At 62.3% G+C, this 17,056-nt stretch carries 10 protein-coding genes; 4 read left to right on the forward strand and 6 right to left on the reverse strand.

The features are described from left to right. Positions 1-94 precede the first annotated feature (94 nt). The 4 genes from DY251_RS16175 (at position 95) to DY251_RS16190 (ending at position 5,174) form a co-directional block, all read left to right on the forward strand. Positions 95-823, forward strand: coding sequence for a DUF6088 family protein (locus DY251_RS16175; protein WP_116624954.1), 729 nt, complete (start codon positions 95-97; stop codon positions 821-823). Next, a complete protein-coding gene (locus DY251_RS16180; RefSeq protein ID WP_116624955.1) occupies positions 804-1,916 on the forward strand; it encodes a nucleotidyl transferase AbiEii/AbiGii toxin family protein in 1,113 nt (370 codons plus the stop codon). The genes DY251_RS16175 and DY251_RS16180 overlap by 20 nt, the downstream gene beginning before the upstream one ends. Positions 1,917-2,050: 134 nt before the next feature. Further along, positions 2,051-3,769, forward strand: coding sequence for an ATP-dependent nuclease (locus DY251_RS16185; RefSeq protein ID WP_116624956.1), 1,719 nt, complete (start codon positions 2,051-2,053; stop codon positions 3,767-3,769). After that, positions 3,756-5,174, forward strand: coding sequence for a UvrD-helicase domain-containing protein (locus DY251_RS16190; RefSeq protein ID WP_116624957.1), 1,419 nt, complete (start codon positions 3,756-3,758; stop codon positions 5,172-5,174). The genes DY251_RS16185 and DY251_RS16190 overlap by 14 nt, the downstream gene beginning before the upstream one ends. Positions 5,175-5,182: 8 nt before the next feature. Here DY251_RS16190 and DY251_RS16195 read toward each other — a convergent pair whose 3' ends face one another. The 6 genes from DY251_RS16195 to DY251_RS16220 all read right to left on the reverse strand — a co-directional run bounded on the left by DY251_RS16195 (position 5,183) and on the right by DY251_RS16220 (position 17,045). Continuing rightward, positions 5,183-8,461: a UvrD-helicase domain-containing protein gene (locus tag DY251_RS16195; RefSeq protein ID WP_116624958.1), complete on the reverse strand. Its 3,279-nt coding sequence runs from the start codon at positions 8,459-8,461 to the stop codon at positions 5,183-5,185. Continuing rightward, positions 8,458-11,064, reverse strand: coding sequence for a PD-(D/E)XK nuclease family protein (locus DY251_RS16200; RefSeq protein ID WP_116624959.1), 2,607 nt, complete (start codon positions 11,062-11,064; stop codon positions 8,458-8,460). The genes DY251_RS16195 and DY251_RS16200 overlap by 4 nt, the downstream gene beginning before the upstream one ends. Positions 11,065-11,074: 10 nt before the next feature. Beyond that, positions 11,075-11,938, reverse strand: a complete 864-nt coding sequence (locus tag DY251_RS16205; RefSeq protein WP_116624960.1) for a hypothetical protein — start codon at positions 11,936-11,938, stop codon at positions 11,075-11,077. A 62-nt stretch (positions 11,939-12,000) separates the two neighbouring features. After that, positions 12,001-13,230, reverse strand: coding sequence for a type II toxin-antitoxin system HipA family toxin (locus DY251_RS16210; protein ID WP_116625019.1), 1,230 nt, complete (start codon positions 13,228-13,230; stop codon positions 12,001-12,003). Beyond that, on the reverse strand, positions 13,223-13,813 hold the full coding sequence (locus DY251_RS16215) for a helix-turn-helix domain-containing protein (protein WP_116624961.1): 591 nt from the start codon (positions 13,811-13,813) through the stop codon (positions 13,223-13,225). Before DY251_RS16215 ends, DY251_RS16210 begins: the two co-directional genes overlap by 8 nt. 256 nt (positions 13,814-14,069) lie before the next feature. Beyond that, complete coding sequence (locus DY251_RS16220; protein ID WP_116624962.1) at positions 14,070-17,045, reverse strand: Tn3 family transposase; 2,976 nt, start codon at positions 17,043-17,045, stop codon at positions 14,070-14,072. Positions 17,046-17,056 lie beyond the last annotated feature (11 nt).

The following is a 17,056-nucleotide window of genomic DNA, read 5'->3' on the forward strand; positions in this document are numbered from 1 at the left end:
ACCAAAGTTTGAATACAAATTCTGGTCAGTCATCCTATGCTGGTTGCTACTGACCAATTTTTATATATAATCTTCGGTCAGAAATGGTACCCAAATGCCCGACCCGACGTCCGACACGCTCGATCGCATTCACGACCGGATGGCCCAGGCCGCGCCGGCCGGGGTTTGGTCGCGGGCGGACTTCCTCGACATCGGGACACCGAATGCCGTCGAGAAGGCGCTGCAACGGCTGACCCTGCGAGGCGATATCCGCCGGCCCTATCGCGGTCTCTATGACAAGCCCAGCGTCAGCACGCTGACCGGCAAGATGGTGTTTCCACCTCGCTCCTCCTTCATCGACGCGATCGCGCGGCGCGACAAACTGCGCGTCCTTGTCGACGGGATGACCGCCGCAAACGATCTCGGCTTGACGACGGCCGTCCCGGCGCGCTCGACGATCTATGCCGATACCTATCCCCGAACGATCGAGATCGAAGCCAACGCCGGCGATCCGAAGGCGGCCATGCCGGTCATTTACAAGCTCGATTTCAAGCGCATCGCGGCCAAGACGGCATTTTGGGCTGGGCGGCCGGCCATGCGGGTGGTTCAGGCGCTCACATGGTTTCGCGACGAGAGGTCGAGCTTTGATGCCGCCGTGAACGGCATCGTACGGCACCTCGCGCGGGACCCGAACCGCGAGAAGGTCGTGGACGATCTGCGCGACAACATTCATGCGGTCCCCGCGTGGATGTATCCGCTGGCAGAGACAATTACGCGCAGAATCGCCGAGGATCGAACCGAAACAGACACGCAGAAGGGCGATCATGCAGAAGACGTTCATTGAGATCCTGCGCTCGAGCGTCGGTGAACGCCGTGCTCTCTTCGAGACGGTCGCGGCCCATCTGGAAACACAAGCGGCGAACGTCGAAAAGGATCTCTACGTCTGCTGGGTGCTCGACTTCCTGTTCAACCGCCGCGGAGGCGATCCGATTGGTCTTTACTTCAAGGGCGGCACCAGCCTCAGCAAAGCGTATGGATTGATCCGCCGATTCTCCGAGGACATCGACATCGGCATCTACAAAGCCGATCTCCACGTCCCGCTCGAAGCCGACATTGCCGCCCTGCCCTCCGTCAATCAGCAGCAACGCGCGCTCGCTGACAAAGTCGATGAGGCCGCGCGGCAATATATCTCCGGACCGCTGAGGGAGCTGCTGGCCAAGGAGCTCACGGCCGTCGAAGAGGCAGCCGAGCGGCCAGGTCATTTTTCGCTGGGTTTCGGCTTTGATCTTTATCGCAACAAGGAAGCGCTCGACATTCTGGTGCTGGGCTACAAGAGCGTTTTCGAGTCCGCGGGCGGCTATGTACAGGCGGCAGTCCGCATAGAGGGCGGCGCGCGCCCCGACCCCGAGCCGGCTGAGCCGCGGGAGATCGTGCCCTATTTAGCTGGCGAAATGCCGGACGGGCCGAGCCTGACTGTTCGGAACGTGACGACGGTGAAGCCGGAGCGGACCTTCTGGGAGAAGGTGCTGATCCTGCATGCGATGACGGAGATGACAGAGAAGCGGCGTCAGGATGCCAATCCGGAGCGACCCGTGCCCGACCTCAATCGGTACTCACGTCATTACTACGACGTCCATCAGATCTGGACCCATCCCGACTACGGTGTCGCAACTGCATCCATGCGCGAGCTTGCCGAGGCCTGCCGACAGCACAAGCAGCTGATGTTTCGCGCGCCCGATCATCGCTACGACCACGCGGTGCCGGGCAGCTATCGCCTGGTCCCGACGGAAGACATGCGAGCCAAGCTCGCAGCGGACTACCAGCGGATGTCGGCGATGATTTTCGGAACGCCGCCCGCTTTCGCGGAGGTCATGGCGAGCATCGAGGCGCTCGAGCAATATCTCAACGTCGCGCCGGCCAATGTCGGGGCATCATGAGCGTCGCGCCCTTTGCCAGCGTCGAACCTCCTGCGCCATGTCGAGCAGAAAGATGCCTCAATCACCGAACATGTCGGTGAGAGGACGGCATAGGGGAAAGCCGACACGGCCATGTCCTGGGGGAGTGGAACGGCATGACATTGATCCGAGTGCTCGAAATCGAGAACTTTCGCGCGATCAGGAAGCTTCGTTGGTTGCCGGGTCCGGGCGTAAATTGTCTGATTGGGCCGGGCGACAGCGGAAAATCCACTATCCTCGACGCCATCGACCTGTGCCTCGGCGCACGGCGATCGCTGTCCTTTACGGATGTGGATTTTCACGGGATCGATTTTGATCAGCCCATCCGCATTTCCGTGACCTTTGGTGCCCTTGATGAGCCGCTTAAGAACATAGACGCGTATGGCGATTTCCTCGTGGGATTCAACGCCGGCACCGGCATCATCGAGCCCGAACCGGGAGCGGGGATCGAAACGGCGCTGACCCTGCAACTCACGGTGCGGAGTGATCTCGAGCCGGAATGGTCGTTGATATCGCCTCGCGCCCAGGCCGCGGGACGCACGCGCAACCTCAACTGGGCTGATCGCACGCGAACTGCGCCGGCGCGCCTCGGCGTTACCGGGGATACTCATCTGACGTGGCGCCGCGGCTCCGTGCTGAGCAAGCTCACCGGAGGCAAGGCGGATACGTCGAGCGAACTGACCCGTTTGGCCCGCGAGATGCGGGATGCGTTCGACCAGGCGGGACTCAAGGAACTCGACGATTCTCTGAAGCTCGTCACCGCCGCCGCTGGCGAAATGGGCGTGCCGGTCGGCGCGGCCGTACAGGCCCTTATCGATGCCGGCTCGATAAGCTTCACGGGCGGGACGATCTCGCTGCACGATGAGAACGGCATACCGCTGAGGTCACTCGGCCTGGGCTCGTCGCGTCTGCTGATTGCGGCCTTGCAGCGGAAAGCCGCGGACAAGGCAACGACCTTCCTGATCGATGAACTCGAATACGGTCTGGAGCCGCACCGTATCATCCGGTTGCTGGGAGCGCTCGGTGCAAAGGAACAGGTGCCGCCGTTGCAGGTCTTTGCAACAACTCACTCTCCGACGACCGTCACGGAATTGAGCGCTCATCAACTGCATATCGTCCGAGAAAAGGGCGGAGAGCACATTGTCACGCGCGCCAGCGACGCCGGCGACGTGCAGGGCACAGTCCGTGCTCACGCCCATGCCCTGCTTGCCACCTCGATCGTTGTGTGTGAAGGCGGCAGTGAGATCGGCCTCATGCGCGGCCTGGATCAGCACTTTACCGCAGCGGGCAACAGGTCGCTGGCGGCTTGCGGCGCCACTCTCGTCAACGGCAATGGCGACGAAACCTTCAGCCGCGCCAATGCACTTCAGTCTCTCGGATATCGGGTGGCAATTCTACGGGACAGCGACAAGCCCGCGCCGGCGGCTGCGGAAGCGACTTTCCTGGCGGGCGGCGGGCACGTCTTCGACTGGGGCGGCGGGCGGGCGCTGGAGCAGGAACTCTTCGCCGCGCTTCCGGACGGACCGGCTGGCAAGCTGTTGGAACTCGCCATCGAGGTTAAGGACCGCGCACTGGTGGAGGCGCATGTCAAGACCATCTCGAACGGAGCGACGTCGCTGAGCGATCTTGAAATCGAAGTGCTGCTTGACGGCCTCAGCCCCGATAGCCGCACGCTTCTCGGCAATGCGGCCGCACGCTTCGGCTGGCTGAAAACCATCACGACCATGGAAACAGCGGGGCGAACCATTGTCGGGCCGGCCTACGACGACACCGACATCAGCCTGACAGGCGTGATGGACGGCGTCTTGGACTGGGTTGCAGATGGCGCCCGCTGAAATCGATCTCCGAACGATAACCCGCGGGCTGGTGATCGCACCGGCCGGCTGCGGCAAGACGCAGCTTATTGTCGATGCCTTGGCTCGGCACGACACGGCGAAGCCAATTCTGGTGCTGACCCATACCAATGCCGGAGTGGCCGCGCTGCGCGGTCGCCTGGAAAAGATCGGGGTGAAGCCGGCTGCATATCGCGCCGCGACGCTCGACGGCTTTGCGATCCGGCTCATATCGACATTTCCGCAGCGGGCGGGACACGATCCTAGGATCGTCAGCGGCGCACGCCCAAACTACGACGCCATCCGGAATGCCGCAGCGAGCCTGGTAGCGGCCGGGCACCTGCACGACGTCCTGGCCGCCAGCTATGAGCAACTGTTCGTGGACGAGTATCAGGATTGTTCGATCCGCCAGCATGCGCTGGTGACCTGGCTCGCCCAAAGCCTGCCGACAGCAATCGTGGGAGACCCCTTTCAATCCATTTTCGGCTTCGGCGGGGACCCGTTGGCGGACTGGCAGAAGGAGGTTGTCGCGTTCTTCCCCGTGGTCGGGGAACTCAAGACCCCTTGGAGATGGATCAATGCAGGGGCTCCCGAACTGGGGCAGTGGTTGCTGTCGATACGACCCGAGCTCGCAAGAGGCGCGCCGATCGATCTGCGCGCAGCGCCTGCTGGTGTCACATGGATCCAGCTCGACGGCCGGCGGGATGACGCGCTTCGTCTCGCGGCCGCCGCTGTCGCAGCTCCTGGCGACACGAAGGTTCTGATTATCGGCGATAGCATCGATCCCCGCGGCCAGCGTCGGTTCGCGCGCCAGGTCGATGGCGCGGTGACGGTCGAGGCGGTGGACCTGCGTGACCTCACCGATTTTGGTGCGTCGCTCGATCTTGGCCGACCGGAAGCATTATCCGTGGTGGCCGACTTTGCTGAGAATCTGATGAGCAACTTTTCCGCGGACGACCTTGTGCGTTCGACCGCATCGGCTAGGGCGGGCACGCTCGGCCGCGCCTTGTCGGACATGGAACGGGCTGCCGTAATTTTCGAGGAAGAGCGAACGCCAGGCGCCGTCTCGGACCTGCTCGTTGCGATCAACCGGGCCGGTGGAGTGCGATGCTATCGACCGGCGGTCCTTGCAGCGGCACAAAGAGCCTTGCAGCTTGCGGCTTCACCCGAAGGACCGTCGTTCCGTGAGGCCACGGTCGCGATCCGCGAACAGTCGCGGCTCGTCGGACGACCACTGGCCAGGCGCTCCGTCGGCAGCACTCTGCTCCTCAAGGGGCTCGAGGCCGACATCTGCGTTGTTCTCAACGCCGGCGCTCTCAATGCCCGCAACCTTTATGTCGCGATGACGCGTGGATCTCGCCACGTGCTGGTCTGTTCCGCGTCGGCGATCCTCAATCCGGCCTGGTGAATTCCCTATTAAGGCTCGATCCAGGAGACGTGCCCAGCTGACATGTAGACGATCGCGCCACGCTGAGCGCCGGTCACGCTCAGATAGTCGCGCAGCTGTGCCGCGTGCGCGCCTTGCGCGGCCGGGTCCGGATTGACGTCGGATTTCCAGTCGACGACCAGAACGATCCGATCGCCCTCGATTACGGCCGCATCCGCTCGGCCAGCGAGGAAGCGTGGCGGGGTGGCGGCCCAGAGCGGGATCTCAGGCACCAGTTGCGCGATATAGGGGGTGAGCTCGGGCAGGCCGAGTGTGCGCAGCGCCGTTGTAGCCATCTCGGCTGGATCCGGCCGCCCCATGTCGGCCTCGTCATCGACAATGGGTTGCAGCTGCTGCAGCAATTCGGCCGCCCGCTGGATGCCCTCCTCTCGGATGGATGGCAGCTCACCGTTGAGAAGCTCTTCCATGAGCTTGTGCAGCACGTTGCCGCGCAGCGCGCCGGCTCCGACTATTCGCTGGCCATCCGATGTGGTGTCAACGACGAAGCTGTCAATGCTGTCTGCGCTGCGATCGGCATCACGCTCGCTCGGACGATCCCAGACGATGGGGGCTGAGGCCGCGACGATCCGCTCGGCCTCAGCCGCGAAGACCGCCTCCGTCTGCTCGTTCGTGGGGGTATGGGCAGGGCTGGCCACGGGGGCGGGCAATGAGTCCGTTCGAAGTTCGGTCAGGCGTTTCTGGCCAAGATCCATCACCCGCGACCATGAGCGCGAGGCGGCTCCTGGCAGGTCGGGAATGACCAGCAAGTCGCGGGCACGCGTGGTCGCGACATACCACAGCCGCTCGCGCTGCCTCGCTTCCCGGAACTCCTCCTCTTCGCGGGCGGCCGCAAGCTCTGGCGGTTCGAGACCTCCGACGATCCAGTGAATCGTATCGTCCGATTGCCGATACACGAACTGGTCCTGAGGCTTGAAGCGCGTGGACGAGTTGACTGTGATAACGACAGGCCATTCCAAGCCCTTGGCGCTGTGCATGGTGACGATTTCGACAGAGTCCTGGGAAACGTCCACCCTTCCTTCCGGGTGGCGGCGCTTGCGTTCCCATCCGCGCTGGAGGTCGAGGGCAAACGCGCGGAGACCGGCAACGCCATAGGGCCGGGCGAGTTCGACGATCGCATCGAGGTTCGCCAGGGCGCGGGCATTGCGTTGGCCGTGACGCGCGGCCATCACCACCCGCAAGTTCATGCGCTCGATCGCATAGGCCAGGAGTTGCATGGGCGTGAGCTCCGCCGCGAGGCGATGCAGCTTTTGGAGCTTCACCAGGATATCCCGCGCAAGGGGATGGACAACCTCGTCAGGCGACGTCCGAAGCTGGAATCGCCGGCGCCCATCGGCATCGGACTGGAGTGCGGCCGTTACATCGAGCAATTCTTCGTCGCTCAGCCCCACGAGGGGACCGCGCATGAGCGCGCCGAACGCGAGCGTGTCCAACGGGTCAGCCAGGGCACGAACGAGGGCGAGAAGATCCTGCAACTCCTGCCGGCGGAACAGCGCGTTGCCTGCCTGCGATGCGACAGCGATCCGTTGTCCTTCAAGGGCGCGCTCATAGCGCCAGAGATCGGTATGCGTGGGCGCAAGCAACGCAATGTCACCGGCGCGCAGGAGCCGCTCGCTGCCATCCGTCTCGGTGATTGTGAGCGTCCCGATCAGGCGCGCGCATAGCCCGGCCACCGCGGCTGCTTCCGCCTCGCGCTGTTCCTCGGCGCGGGCATCGCGCGGGACGTCGATCGTCAGCTTGACCGCGGCGGGGAAAGACAGTGGCGGCAGGTTCAGGGTCGCCGCCAGGGGCACGAAACCGGGTTGCCCGGCCTTGCCGAGAACCTGCTGGAAGACCTGGTTGACGTGCTCGATCACCTCCTGGCGGGATCTGAAATTGGCGGTGACGGCAAGTAAACGGCCGTTGGCCGCCTTGGAGATCACCGATTTGGCGAGCGCGTAAGCCTCGATGTCGGCGCCACGGAAGCGATAGATCGCCTGCTTTGGATCGCCAACCAGAAACAAAGCGCCCGGCCGAAGGCGTGCCTGATCCCATCGTGTTGGCAGCGTGCTGGCGGCGATGCAGAACACGATTTCAGCCTGGACCGGGTCGGTGTCCTGGAATTCGTCGACGAGAAGATGCGGGTAGCGGCCGGCGAGCCAGTCGCGGATCTCCGGATGCTCGCAGACAAGAATACGGGCCTGCAGCAGCAGATCGTCGAAATCCAGGACCGCAGCTTCGCGCTTGCGTCGGTCGTAGGCGTCAATCACTTCGCTCAACAGCGCGGCAAGCTCGTGTACGAGCCTCTGCGCGATCGACCCTATCAAGATGCGATAGGTCTTACCGACCTGCTCGAAGCGGGCGGCCGCCTCGCCGCCGCGACGTTGGCCCTCGGCTTCGCCAAGGATGCCTTTCCAGGCTGTCGCTTTGTTGTACGGCTGCAGGTCGATGGACTTCGGCCGCATCGCGCTCAAGTGTGGCGGCTGGGTCAAGCGCCAAAGGGACTGAAAGTCGGGATTTTCCAGGGAGCCCTCGTAGAATGCAGCAAGACGCTCGAGGTCGTGGATCAAGTCCGCCGTCCCCGGCTCTCCAGGCCCGGCTGCGTGCCACCGGGAAATCGCTGCGACGGCGTCGGCAAAGGTGCGATCTGGCCGAGACGAAAGATCGGGTGGAGGCGTGGTCGCGGTGCGGTGATCCCGTCGCAGAATGGCAAGTTCGCGAACACGCTCGACAACGCCCAGCGGATCGTCTTTGGCCAGGGTGGCAATCGCCCCATCTTCCGCGCCGTCCGCCAGCTTCGCCGTCAGCCATTCGGAGAGGACTTCATCGAAAAGGGCCTCGGCGACCGTCCCGTCGACGACGCGCGACCCGGGATCCAGACCTGCGGCCAGCCCGTGGGAGCGAAGGATGGCCTGGCAAAAACCGTGGATTGTCGTCGCCGTAATCTCATCGAGACGCGGGGCCGCGGCCTCGAGATGTGCGACCGCGTCGGCATCCAAAGGCTGGGTGACAATATTGGAAAGCGCTGGTGGAACTCGTCCCGCGCGAAGCTCACCGATCGTCCAGCGAATCCGCGCTTCGAGTTCGCTCGCGGCAGGCTCGGTAAAGGTGATCGCGGCGATTTTGGACGGTTCAATCCCGCTCGCTATCATCATCGCGACGCGGGCGGCCATCAAGGACGTCTTGCCGGTGCCGGCCGCCGCCTCGACCAGTATGTTGGAGATGAAATCGGTCAGGGCGCGCCTGCGAGCATCCAGGTCAGGCAGGGTCACGGGCTGCTCCAAAGCTTGCCAAGCGGGCTGTTTACCTGCGCGAACGGCCGTTGCTTGGTCCGACGGTAGGCCTCCGGGTCCGCCGGAAGCGCGATCGATATGGGATCGAAGAACTCCGGCTGCGGACCCGGTGCGATCTGACCGCCCCGCTGAAGGTCGGCGCCAGCTCCACTGAATGAGATGGCCTGGTCGATCGCGGCTGCCAGTTCGTCATGGACCAGGCTCAACGTGCGGGCGGGCTCGTTCCTTAGATAGGTCAGCCGCGATTCGAGGTTGCGAACGCCTGCCAGCAGCGATCTGGCGGCTAGGGCATAGAAGACACGCTGGAGTTCGGCGCCGCGGTCGAAGACGACGGACTTCTTCCGCTCCGGCGCCGCACCCGCCTTGTAGTCGGTGATGATGGCCGCGCCCCTCGAGCCGTCCTCGTCGAGCCGGTCTATGCGGCCGCGAAACGCAATGCCGGTTGTCCCGATGGGGACCGGCGAAAGTGTGATCCACGGGTGAGGTCCATCCATGGGCTCGCCGAAAGCGAGTTCGGTCCAGGCCGTGCCGCGGGCTTCGCCGAGCGCATCTCTCAGCCCGCGCGAGGCACGTTCGCAGGCAAGCCGCATGGTGTGGCGCCAGAGCAGGCCTGGCGGGACGGCCCGTGCGATCGGCCAGGCGTCATCCAGACGCTTGGCTTCATCCGTAAGGCCGATCTCGATCTCATCGACATTTCGCGGTGCTCCGTGTCGCAGCACACCCGCGATGAGCGCATGGACGAGTTCGCCGAACGCACGATGATCGAGCGCGAGTGGCTGGGGATCGAGGTTCGGTTCGCGCCAATGGAGTGCGTACTCCCAGACAAATCCGAGTGGATCGCAAAGAAGGCGATGCAGCGAGGTTGTTGATTGCACTTCGCCGAGTGCGCCCAGAATGAGGGGATGGTTTGCCCGAACGAGCCCGTCATGGGCGGTATGCCAGTCGCTGTCCTGCCAGGCGCGCCAGCAGGCGCGGCTGGCCCGAACCTGCGGTTGCTTGCCCGCATCGGCCGGCCTGGCGTAGAGGCGGTCGCTTTCGCTGAACGCGTGCCGCGGGATGGCGCTCCGACCCACAATTCGTTCCCGATCGCGTCTCCATAATGTGCTCGCCGCCTGCAGCGCGCCCGTAGCGCTTCTGTGTCCACGCGAGAGGCTGTGGTCGGCCGATTGGCTGACGATGATGTCGTGCGTCATTCGATCGTCGTTGGCGATATCGGCTGACGGCAGCCGAAGAGGCTCGAGCAGATGTTCAGGAAGCAGCGGGTTTTCGCTCGGCCGTCGTGGCCAAGCATTCGCTGCGAGGCCAATAAGGCGGACATGCTTGCGGGGGGCCGCTGCAACGTGATGGGCAGGCCCCCACACGATGGTATTGCCGGGCTCGTGTCCATCATCAACACGCAGCGCCTGCAGCGACAGCTCGATCGCTTGTGGCGGTGCCATGCGCAAGGCGTCCTGCCACAAGGTGAGCGCCGGTCCGCGCAAGAGGCGGCGTCCCGCGCGATCCGCCTCCGGGATACCGCGAGAGAGCAGTTCGAGAACCGGCAGCAATGTACGCTCGGCAAGATCCCCGTCAGCCCGCTCGGCCCGCGCCTGCTCGAGGGCGTGCCGCCAAAGCTGCCGAGTGGTCAGCGCAGCGCTCCGCTTCAAACCCTTGGCCCAATCAAGTGGGATCTGTTCTCGCACCGGAGCGATACGGGCAAAGAGAAGGCGAACGCGCTCCTGGGACAGCCCCCTCAACAGGATGTCGGCGAGTGCCGCGCAGGTCTGCCCTTCGCGGGTCGCGAGGGCTGGAATGCCGTGAGTAAAGTGTACTGGAAGTCCGGCCTCGCGCGTGAGCACCAGGAACGTGTCGTCCCAGGTTGTCGGCGAGGCTGCCGTGATCGCGATCTCTTCTGGAGGGATGCCGTCCTCGGCTATCCGCGCGCGGGCCCACCGGAGCGCTTCGCGCACCTCACTTCGCGGATCGGCGCAGACATCGGCCGCAACGAGAAGACTCAATCCCACGGGCGCGGTTTCCGTCCTTCCGGGAAACCAGCTCCGTCGACTATGGGACGACGCAACCCATCGGACTGGAACAACGTCACAAAGTTGGACGAGGAACTGGCGCCAGACGGGCCTGATATCGGGAACTTCGTGAATGGTGACTTGACCGAGCAATTTCGGCGCGAGATGCAGGCGCCTCACCGCCGCATCGATAAGATCGGGTGGCACCATTGTCCCCGGAGGCAATGTCTCTCGCACCCGTCGTTCCAGCAAGGTGAAGTCCCAAAGGCGGGCGTTGTCCGGTATGCTCTTTGGGGTGCCGGCGTCCCACCAGCTCCGGAGAGCGGAGAGCACGGCTGATGGCATTCCGGGCAAGCCGGAAACCTTGCCGATGTCTTCATATCCGCCAGCGTCGAGAGCCTGTCTTATTGCGGGATACAAGACCTCCTGTGACGCCGGCGCGACAAAGCCGCCGGCGAGGCGTGCGGCAAGAAGGGGAAGGGTCAGTATCTGGCGCCCGGTGGCTCCTTCACGAGCGGCATCGAGCCGTTGCATCCGCAACGCCAGCGGTCCGTCGACAACCACAGAATGAATAGACATGGTCCCCGCCTCAGCCAGCCTCTCCCCGCCGAGCGAATGCGGCCTCGACGTGCGTGACCATGCCTTCGAGGGCTTCGCTCAGCCTCTCCAGGTCAGGCTTGCTTATGGATCGCTCCCGACCATCGTGATCGCGACCGTAGCGATGGACGCAATCGTGCCGCACCGGCACGAACTCCATAAGCGTTTTCTTGGTCGCATCGTCTGGAAACATGGTCGAACCGAGGGCGCTCCGGTAGTAGTGATCGATCTTCACGAAGTTATGGTACATCAACTCGCGCAGCCGCATGTGTACCCAATCGCGAAAAGCGTTTGGATTGGACGCGAGTTCAACGACTTCGATCTTGTCGGCAACCCACTCCTTGTTCCCCTTCACCAAAGCTGACATTGCCTTCGGATCATCGAGCACCAGTCTGATAAGACGATCGCTGAGGTATGCTTCGATGGCGGAAAAATACTGGACGAGCAGCATGCGGTTCAGCGCGTCAATGAGCCCCCGCCCCTCCATCTCGGCGGCGATATGACCGATGTCGTAGGTCGCAAATTTGAAGATCTGTGCCGGGTCGCTCGGTAGGTTCTCGCGCTGATACGCTTCGACCTCCCATGGGTCGTCGGAAGTATTGACCGGATCATCGATCACGCTCACATGGATATTTTCATTCATCAGGTTCGCCACGAGGCAGGCCCCAGTATTCCGGATACCGACAGCGAATTGCTGCTCGCATCCGTGGCAGGCAACCGTCTGTTCGGCGTAGCCCTGTGCGTCGGATTCGCGGTCTGCCTGAACATCGTAGCTCGGAACTTCGTCAATGGTTTCGGTGATCGTCGCCCCGCATCGGGGGCATACAAACTCGAGCGATGGTTCCCGAGGCGACATGGCCCGCCCTCTTTTTTGATCCGAAGATAGTCGGTGACGGGTGTTCGTGACCGGGACCTCCGTCATGCAAGTTCATTGTAGAGCGGCACGGTCGGAGCGTGGCCGTCAATCGCCTTCACGACGTCGGCGGCCAGAGGAAGATTCCCCTTTTCGGCCTCCCAGACCTGCCGGAAACGTCGGACGGTTTCTGCCGCGGTGTCGATGACGAGCTTTTCGGGCAGAAGTGCCTTGGCCGCCAGATGCCGAAGCTCATCGGCATCGAACTCGGCCATTTTCTTGGTCCGAGAGAAATTGAGTGCGGCCGTGTCCTCGCCCTCGATATAGGGGATGGTCGACACCAGATCGTAGGCAGGCGATAGCGCGGCAGTACGCCGGTTGGGATAGATCAGCGACCAGTTCTTGAGGTGCATGTCGCCATTGCCGATCAGAGCACTGAACACAAGGCGGCGAATGAACTCGGCGGCGCCGGCATCTCCGGCCTCGTTGCCGATGACTCGCGCGATGTTGGCGTAACTTGCACGCTTGTATTTGTCGTCCGGGAAGACCCCGAACACCTGCGCGAAATCCTCGGTGTGGATGGGGCCGTCGCCGGTTCGGTCGAAGCGGCTGACAGCAAGCGCCTGGCCCTTCAGCTCGCCAACGCCTTCGGGAATGCCGGAGATCGCATCGAGGTCGACGAGGTTGATGACCGGCACCTCCATGCCGATCATGCCAGCGATCGTCATCATCGAGAACTCGTTTTCAGGGACGCCGGTGAACTGCTGGGACGGGAGCTTCACGATCCACGAGCCGCCGACGCCTTCAGCGGGAATGGTCAGGCCCCCGCCCTTCCCTGCGTTCTCGAAGGCGGAGAACTTGAGCTGCACACCGGCGAGCGAAAAGCGCAGCGCATTGGGTTTAGCGTTCGCCGGCAATTCCTCGTCGTCGCCCGGCGGAAGGGAGCCGCCAACCGCTGGATGGATCGAGAGTGCTCCCGGCAGGTCGAGGCCCAGCACCCAAAGCAGGAAGAACTCGCGCTGCTGATTGACCCCGGCCCGCTCAGCGAGATAGCGGCGCAGGCCGCCCTCCGGCAACAGGTTCGAGAAGAATGGCGGTACAAGCCGTTGCGTCGGGCGGATTTTGGTGATGAGGCCACCCAGATCGTCCTTGAACGACAGGCTGAGGGTAGGTCGATCCGGGTCCCCCACGTAGTCTTCGTTGAAGGCAAAGATCGTCCGCTCACCCTGCAAATGGGTCAGCGTGCCGATAGGCTGGTCGTAGAGCCGCACGTCGAGAACCGAGACGTCAGGCATCGGCATCTCCATCGTCCAGCGAATATGCTGGTCGCGGCTCCGACGGAGCGGCATGGGCGAGGGAATTGCGCAGTCGCTGCAGGTTCTGCGCGATGTCATGGACGACGGGTGCCGCCTGTGCGCTCGCCTGGTATCGCTCGAGTCGCGCGATCAGTTCGCGCACCAGCTGCATCTCTTGGTCGCTTAGGTTCACCCGCCGCAGAAAACGAATTGTATCTTCGATGCGATCGAGATCGGCCGAGCTCCCGTAGAGGTGCTTCATTTTCTTGACCAAGCGCTCTGCGCGGGCGAAGCGCTTGTCGTTTGGCTGACCGGCATGGATATGCATGTCCGGCATCGCCTGGGCCTTCACCAAGCCCAACACCGCGGGCACGAGCTTCTTCGGCACCAGCATGAGCTCGAGATCGAGCGCGCGGGTCATATCGATGAAGCTCGACAGCCCGGGTTCCAACTTGCCGCTCTCAATTTGGGAAATGTGGCTCTGCGTCAGCCCGGCCCGCTCACTGAGCGCGCGCTGACTAACGCCGGAGGCCTCGCGGATCTCGCGTGCTTGCGCGATCAGGCTTTCACTCTGGTATGCCATGATGTAGAATCCAGATCAAATGATGGCAGCGATCAGGATGCTATATCTAACGCGTTGCGCGGCCTCGGTCAACGCCTATGATATAGAACAATGATCGTGGTGACGTCCCGATACAGAATAATGCATCATTCGTATCCTGGTCTATCAAATTACGTTACGCAGCAGACGGCCGGTGGAGGCTTGAGGGATGCCAAAAAAAGGGGTCGGAACAAGAACTGTTCCCGGTGACACGCTAAGGCCGTACAGAGCAGGAACATCAGGCGGCGCGGCGTAACCGAACCGGAAGTCTGAGCGACCGGAAACCTTCAGGCATCTGATGTTCCGCATCCCATGTGTAGATGCCTGTCAGATTGATGTGCTCCCAGCTTAGCGGCGAGATGTGCTTGAGCAGATGGTCGGAGATTGCGCGACCCACATTGCGTAAATGGGTGATGGCCCGTTCGATATAGACCGTATTCCAATGGACGATTGCGCTGACGACGAGATTGAGACCGGACGCGCGGAATGCCTGACTTTCGAATGATCGGTCGCGTATCTCTCCACGCTCGTGGAAAAAGACAGCGCGCTTCAGCTTATGAGCGGCCTCGCCCTTGTTGAGGCCGGCCTGGCAGCGTCTGCGCAATACCGGACTCGAGTACCACTCGATCATGAACAGCGATCGCTCGATCCGACCAAGCTCCCGTAGCGCCCTTGCGAGCTGGCTTTCCTTCGGTGACGCCGACAGCTTCTTCAGGATCGTGGACGGCACCACGGATCGAGTCGTGATCGACGCCGCCAGATGGAGCAGATCATTCCAATGATCGAGGATCAGGGTGGCATTGATCGGTGCCCCGATATGGTTCGACAGCGCCGGATATGCATCGCCTTTCTCGAACGTGTGGAACTTCCGGTCCTTGAGGTTCCGCAACCGCGGTGCGAACCGCTTGCCGATCAGGGCGAACAGCCCGAAGACGTGATCGCTTGCGCCGCCTGTATCGGTAAAATGTTCCTGGATGTCGAGGATCGTGTCCTGATCGAATAGCCCATCGAGCACATAGGCCGCCTCGCTTTCGGTCGGGCTGATGGGCAGAATGCTGAAGTAACCATATTGATCTGACAGATGGCTATAGAACTTCGAGCCCGGCTCGCTGCCATAGTGTAGATTGACGTCGCCGCGCTTGGCGGCGCGATCACTGGCGCGAAAGAACTGCCCGTCGGATGACGCGGTCGTTCCATTGCCCCAAAGCCGAGAATGCGGATGCCGGGTGTGCGCATCGGTGATGCATGCTTGCGCAGCACGATATGTCTCCGATCGGGCGTGGAAGGTTCTCATCCAGCCTATCTGGTGAGCGCTGATTCCTTTTGATGCGCTGGCCATCCGCTTCGGACCCAGGTTGGTCGCATCGGCCAGCACGCCGGCCAGCATGGCCGAGACATTTCTTGGGACATCGCCGGTGCGGACATGCGTGAAGTGGTCGGCAAAGCCCGTCCAATCGTGCACTTCCCTCAAAAGGTCCGGCACCTCGACCATCGGATACATATCGCTGATTTCGGCATTGAGTTCCTCGGCTGCAGCGGGGACTTCGCCGGCGGTCGGCGTGACGATCAACGTCCCGGCCTCAAGACGAACACCTTCGAGCTTTCCGGACCTTGCTCTGTGCGCCAATCGCTTCAGATTGAAGTCGAGCATCTGACTCGCTTCGGCAAGCCAAGCCGCGCCATCACCATGGACGCCGAGTCCGAGGCGATCTTCCTCCTTCATTGTGGTGAATGTCGCGCGCGGCATGAGATGCTCGTCAATCGGCCGGAACGACCGGCTGCCGTCGACCCAGATGTCTGCAGATCGAAGTCTGTCTCGCAAAGCGGCGAGCGTGGCGATCTCGTAGAGACGACGATCGGGCTTTTCCTGTTCGAAGATGAGCCGTCGATCGGCTTGGCTGAGGTGGGTGACCGGAACACGATCCGGGAGTGTCCGACGCCGCTCGGCATACATGCGCTTCAACAGCGAGATTGCCGCCAGAAGCGGATCACCGCGCCGCGCCGACTGGAACGTGAACGTCTGCAGGAACGCCCCTGCATATTTGTTCACATTAGTGTGCTGTTCGGCCGCCAAAACCAGGGATGGCGCCTCGCTATCTTTGACCATCAATTCGAGCTCCGGCTTCATACGGACCAGTCTATCCCAACCAACTTTTTCATCGAGAACATCCAAAGCGTTACGACCATTGTCATTGGCTGACTGTAGTGCAGTGATCGTATCGAGGAACATGCGCAGCGCCTTGGCCGCATCCCGCCTGGAATCCATCTGCCGCTGCTTTTTGCGGTTGTTCGCCTGCGAGAACAACCGAGCCATCAGCTTGATGAACATCGACACTGCGTCGTCGGTGAGCTTCTGGCCGAGCTTGATGACCTGCGCCACGATCAAAGCATGCCGTCGGCTCGCATTGAAGTCGTTGGCCAGCCATGCCGGCGTGGCGGTACCCTCACGGATTATTTGGTCCCACCGTCCAGACGATATGCGCATCTGCAATTTTGGATTGATTTCCAGCTTGCGCAGGAAGGCAATCCGCTCTGTCAGCCCGACCAGGTTTGACGCACCCGGCGCTTCTGGCGCCGATCGCAGCCAATGAAAGCGAGTTTGGCCGATCGCCGGGTCAACCTCCAACAACCCGTCCATCGATTCAAGCCGATCAGGCGGGATACCTTCGACGAGTTCTTTCTCAGCACGTCTGCGAGCTATCGCGCGACCGCCGAGGCCGATTTTCTCGATCGAATGTAGCGAAGGAAGGAGCGCGTTTCGTTTCCGGAATTCGGCAATGACTGCTGTCGCGATCGGGAACCCGTGATCGCCACTGGCCGCTGCATCGATTGCAGCTACGAGGGCAGCGCGGCGGTCGTCTTTAGAGGCAGTCCGGAGACCAAGGTAACCCATCAAAGACCGGCTGTGATCGAAACGCGTCTGTGCTCGATGTGCATAGAAGGCGTAGAGGCGGGCGTCGATACCGAGCTGATCCGCAAGATAGTTGATCACAGCCGCGGGCGGCTGCTCGATATCCCACAAGAGCCGCCCCGTCTGACGCATTGTGCAAAGCTGAACCGCGAAGCCCAGCTTGTTCTGCGGTCGGCGGCGGAGCTCGCATTCCAAACGATCTGCCGGATCCAGTGTAAAGTGACGGATCAGGCTATCCTCATCCGTCGCTATACCCAGAAGTATCGCCGCTTCCTTCGAGCTGACAAGCCTTCTTCTACCCACTCGCGCTCTCC

The organism is Mesorhizobium denitrificans (assembly GCF_003403035.1).
Taxonomy (GTDB): Bacteria; Pseudomonadota; Alphaproteobacteria; order Rhizobiales; family Rhizobiaceae; genus Mesorhizobium_G; species Mesorhizobium_G denitrificans.

Bases quoted from the DNA above. Each gene is read 5' to 3' on its own strand.
- DY251_RS16200 (WP_116624959.1), bottom strand. From the start codon at position 11,064: ATGTCTATTCATTCTGTGGTTGTCGACGGACCGCTGGCGTTGCGGATG.
- DY251_RS16185 (WP_116624956.1), top strand. From the start codon at position 2,051: ATGACATTGATCCGAGTGCTCGAAATCGAGAACTTTCGCGCGATCAGG.
- DY251_RS16190 (WP_116624957.1), top strand. From the start codon at position 3,756: ATGGCGCCCGCTGAAATCGATCTCCGAACGATAACCCGCGGGCTGGTG.
- DY251_RS16180 (WP_116624955.1), top strand. From the start codon at position 804: ATGCAGAAGACGTTCATTGAGATCCTGCGCTCGAGCGTCGGTGAACGC.
- DY251_RS16210 (WP_116625019.1), bottom strand. From the start codon at position 13,230: ATGCCTGACGTCTCGGTTCTCGACGTGCGGCTCTACGACCAGCCTATC.
- DY251_RS16175 (WP_116624954.1), top strand. From the start codon at position 95: ATGCCCGACCCGACGTCCGACACGCTCGATCGCATTCACGACCGGATG.
- DY251_RS16205 (WP_116624960.1), bottom strand. From the start codon at position 11,938: ATGTCGCCTCGGGAACCATCGCTCGAGTTTGTATGCCCCCGATGCGGG.
- DY251_RS16215 (WP_116624961.1), bottom strand. From the start codon at position 13,813: ATGGCATACCAGAGTGAAAGCCTGATCGCGCAAGCACGCGAGATCCGC.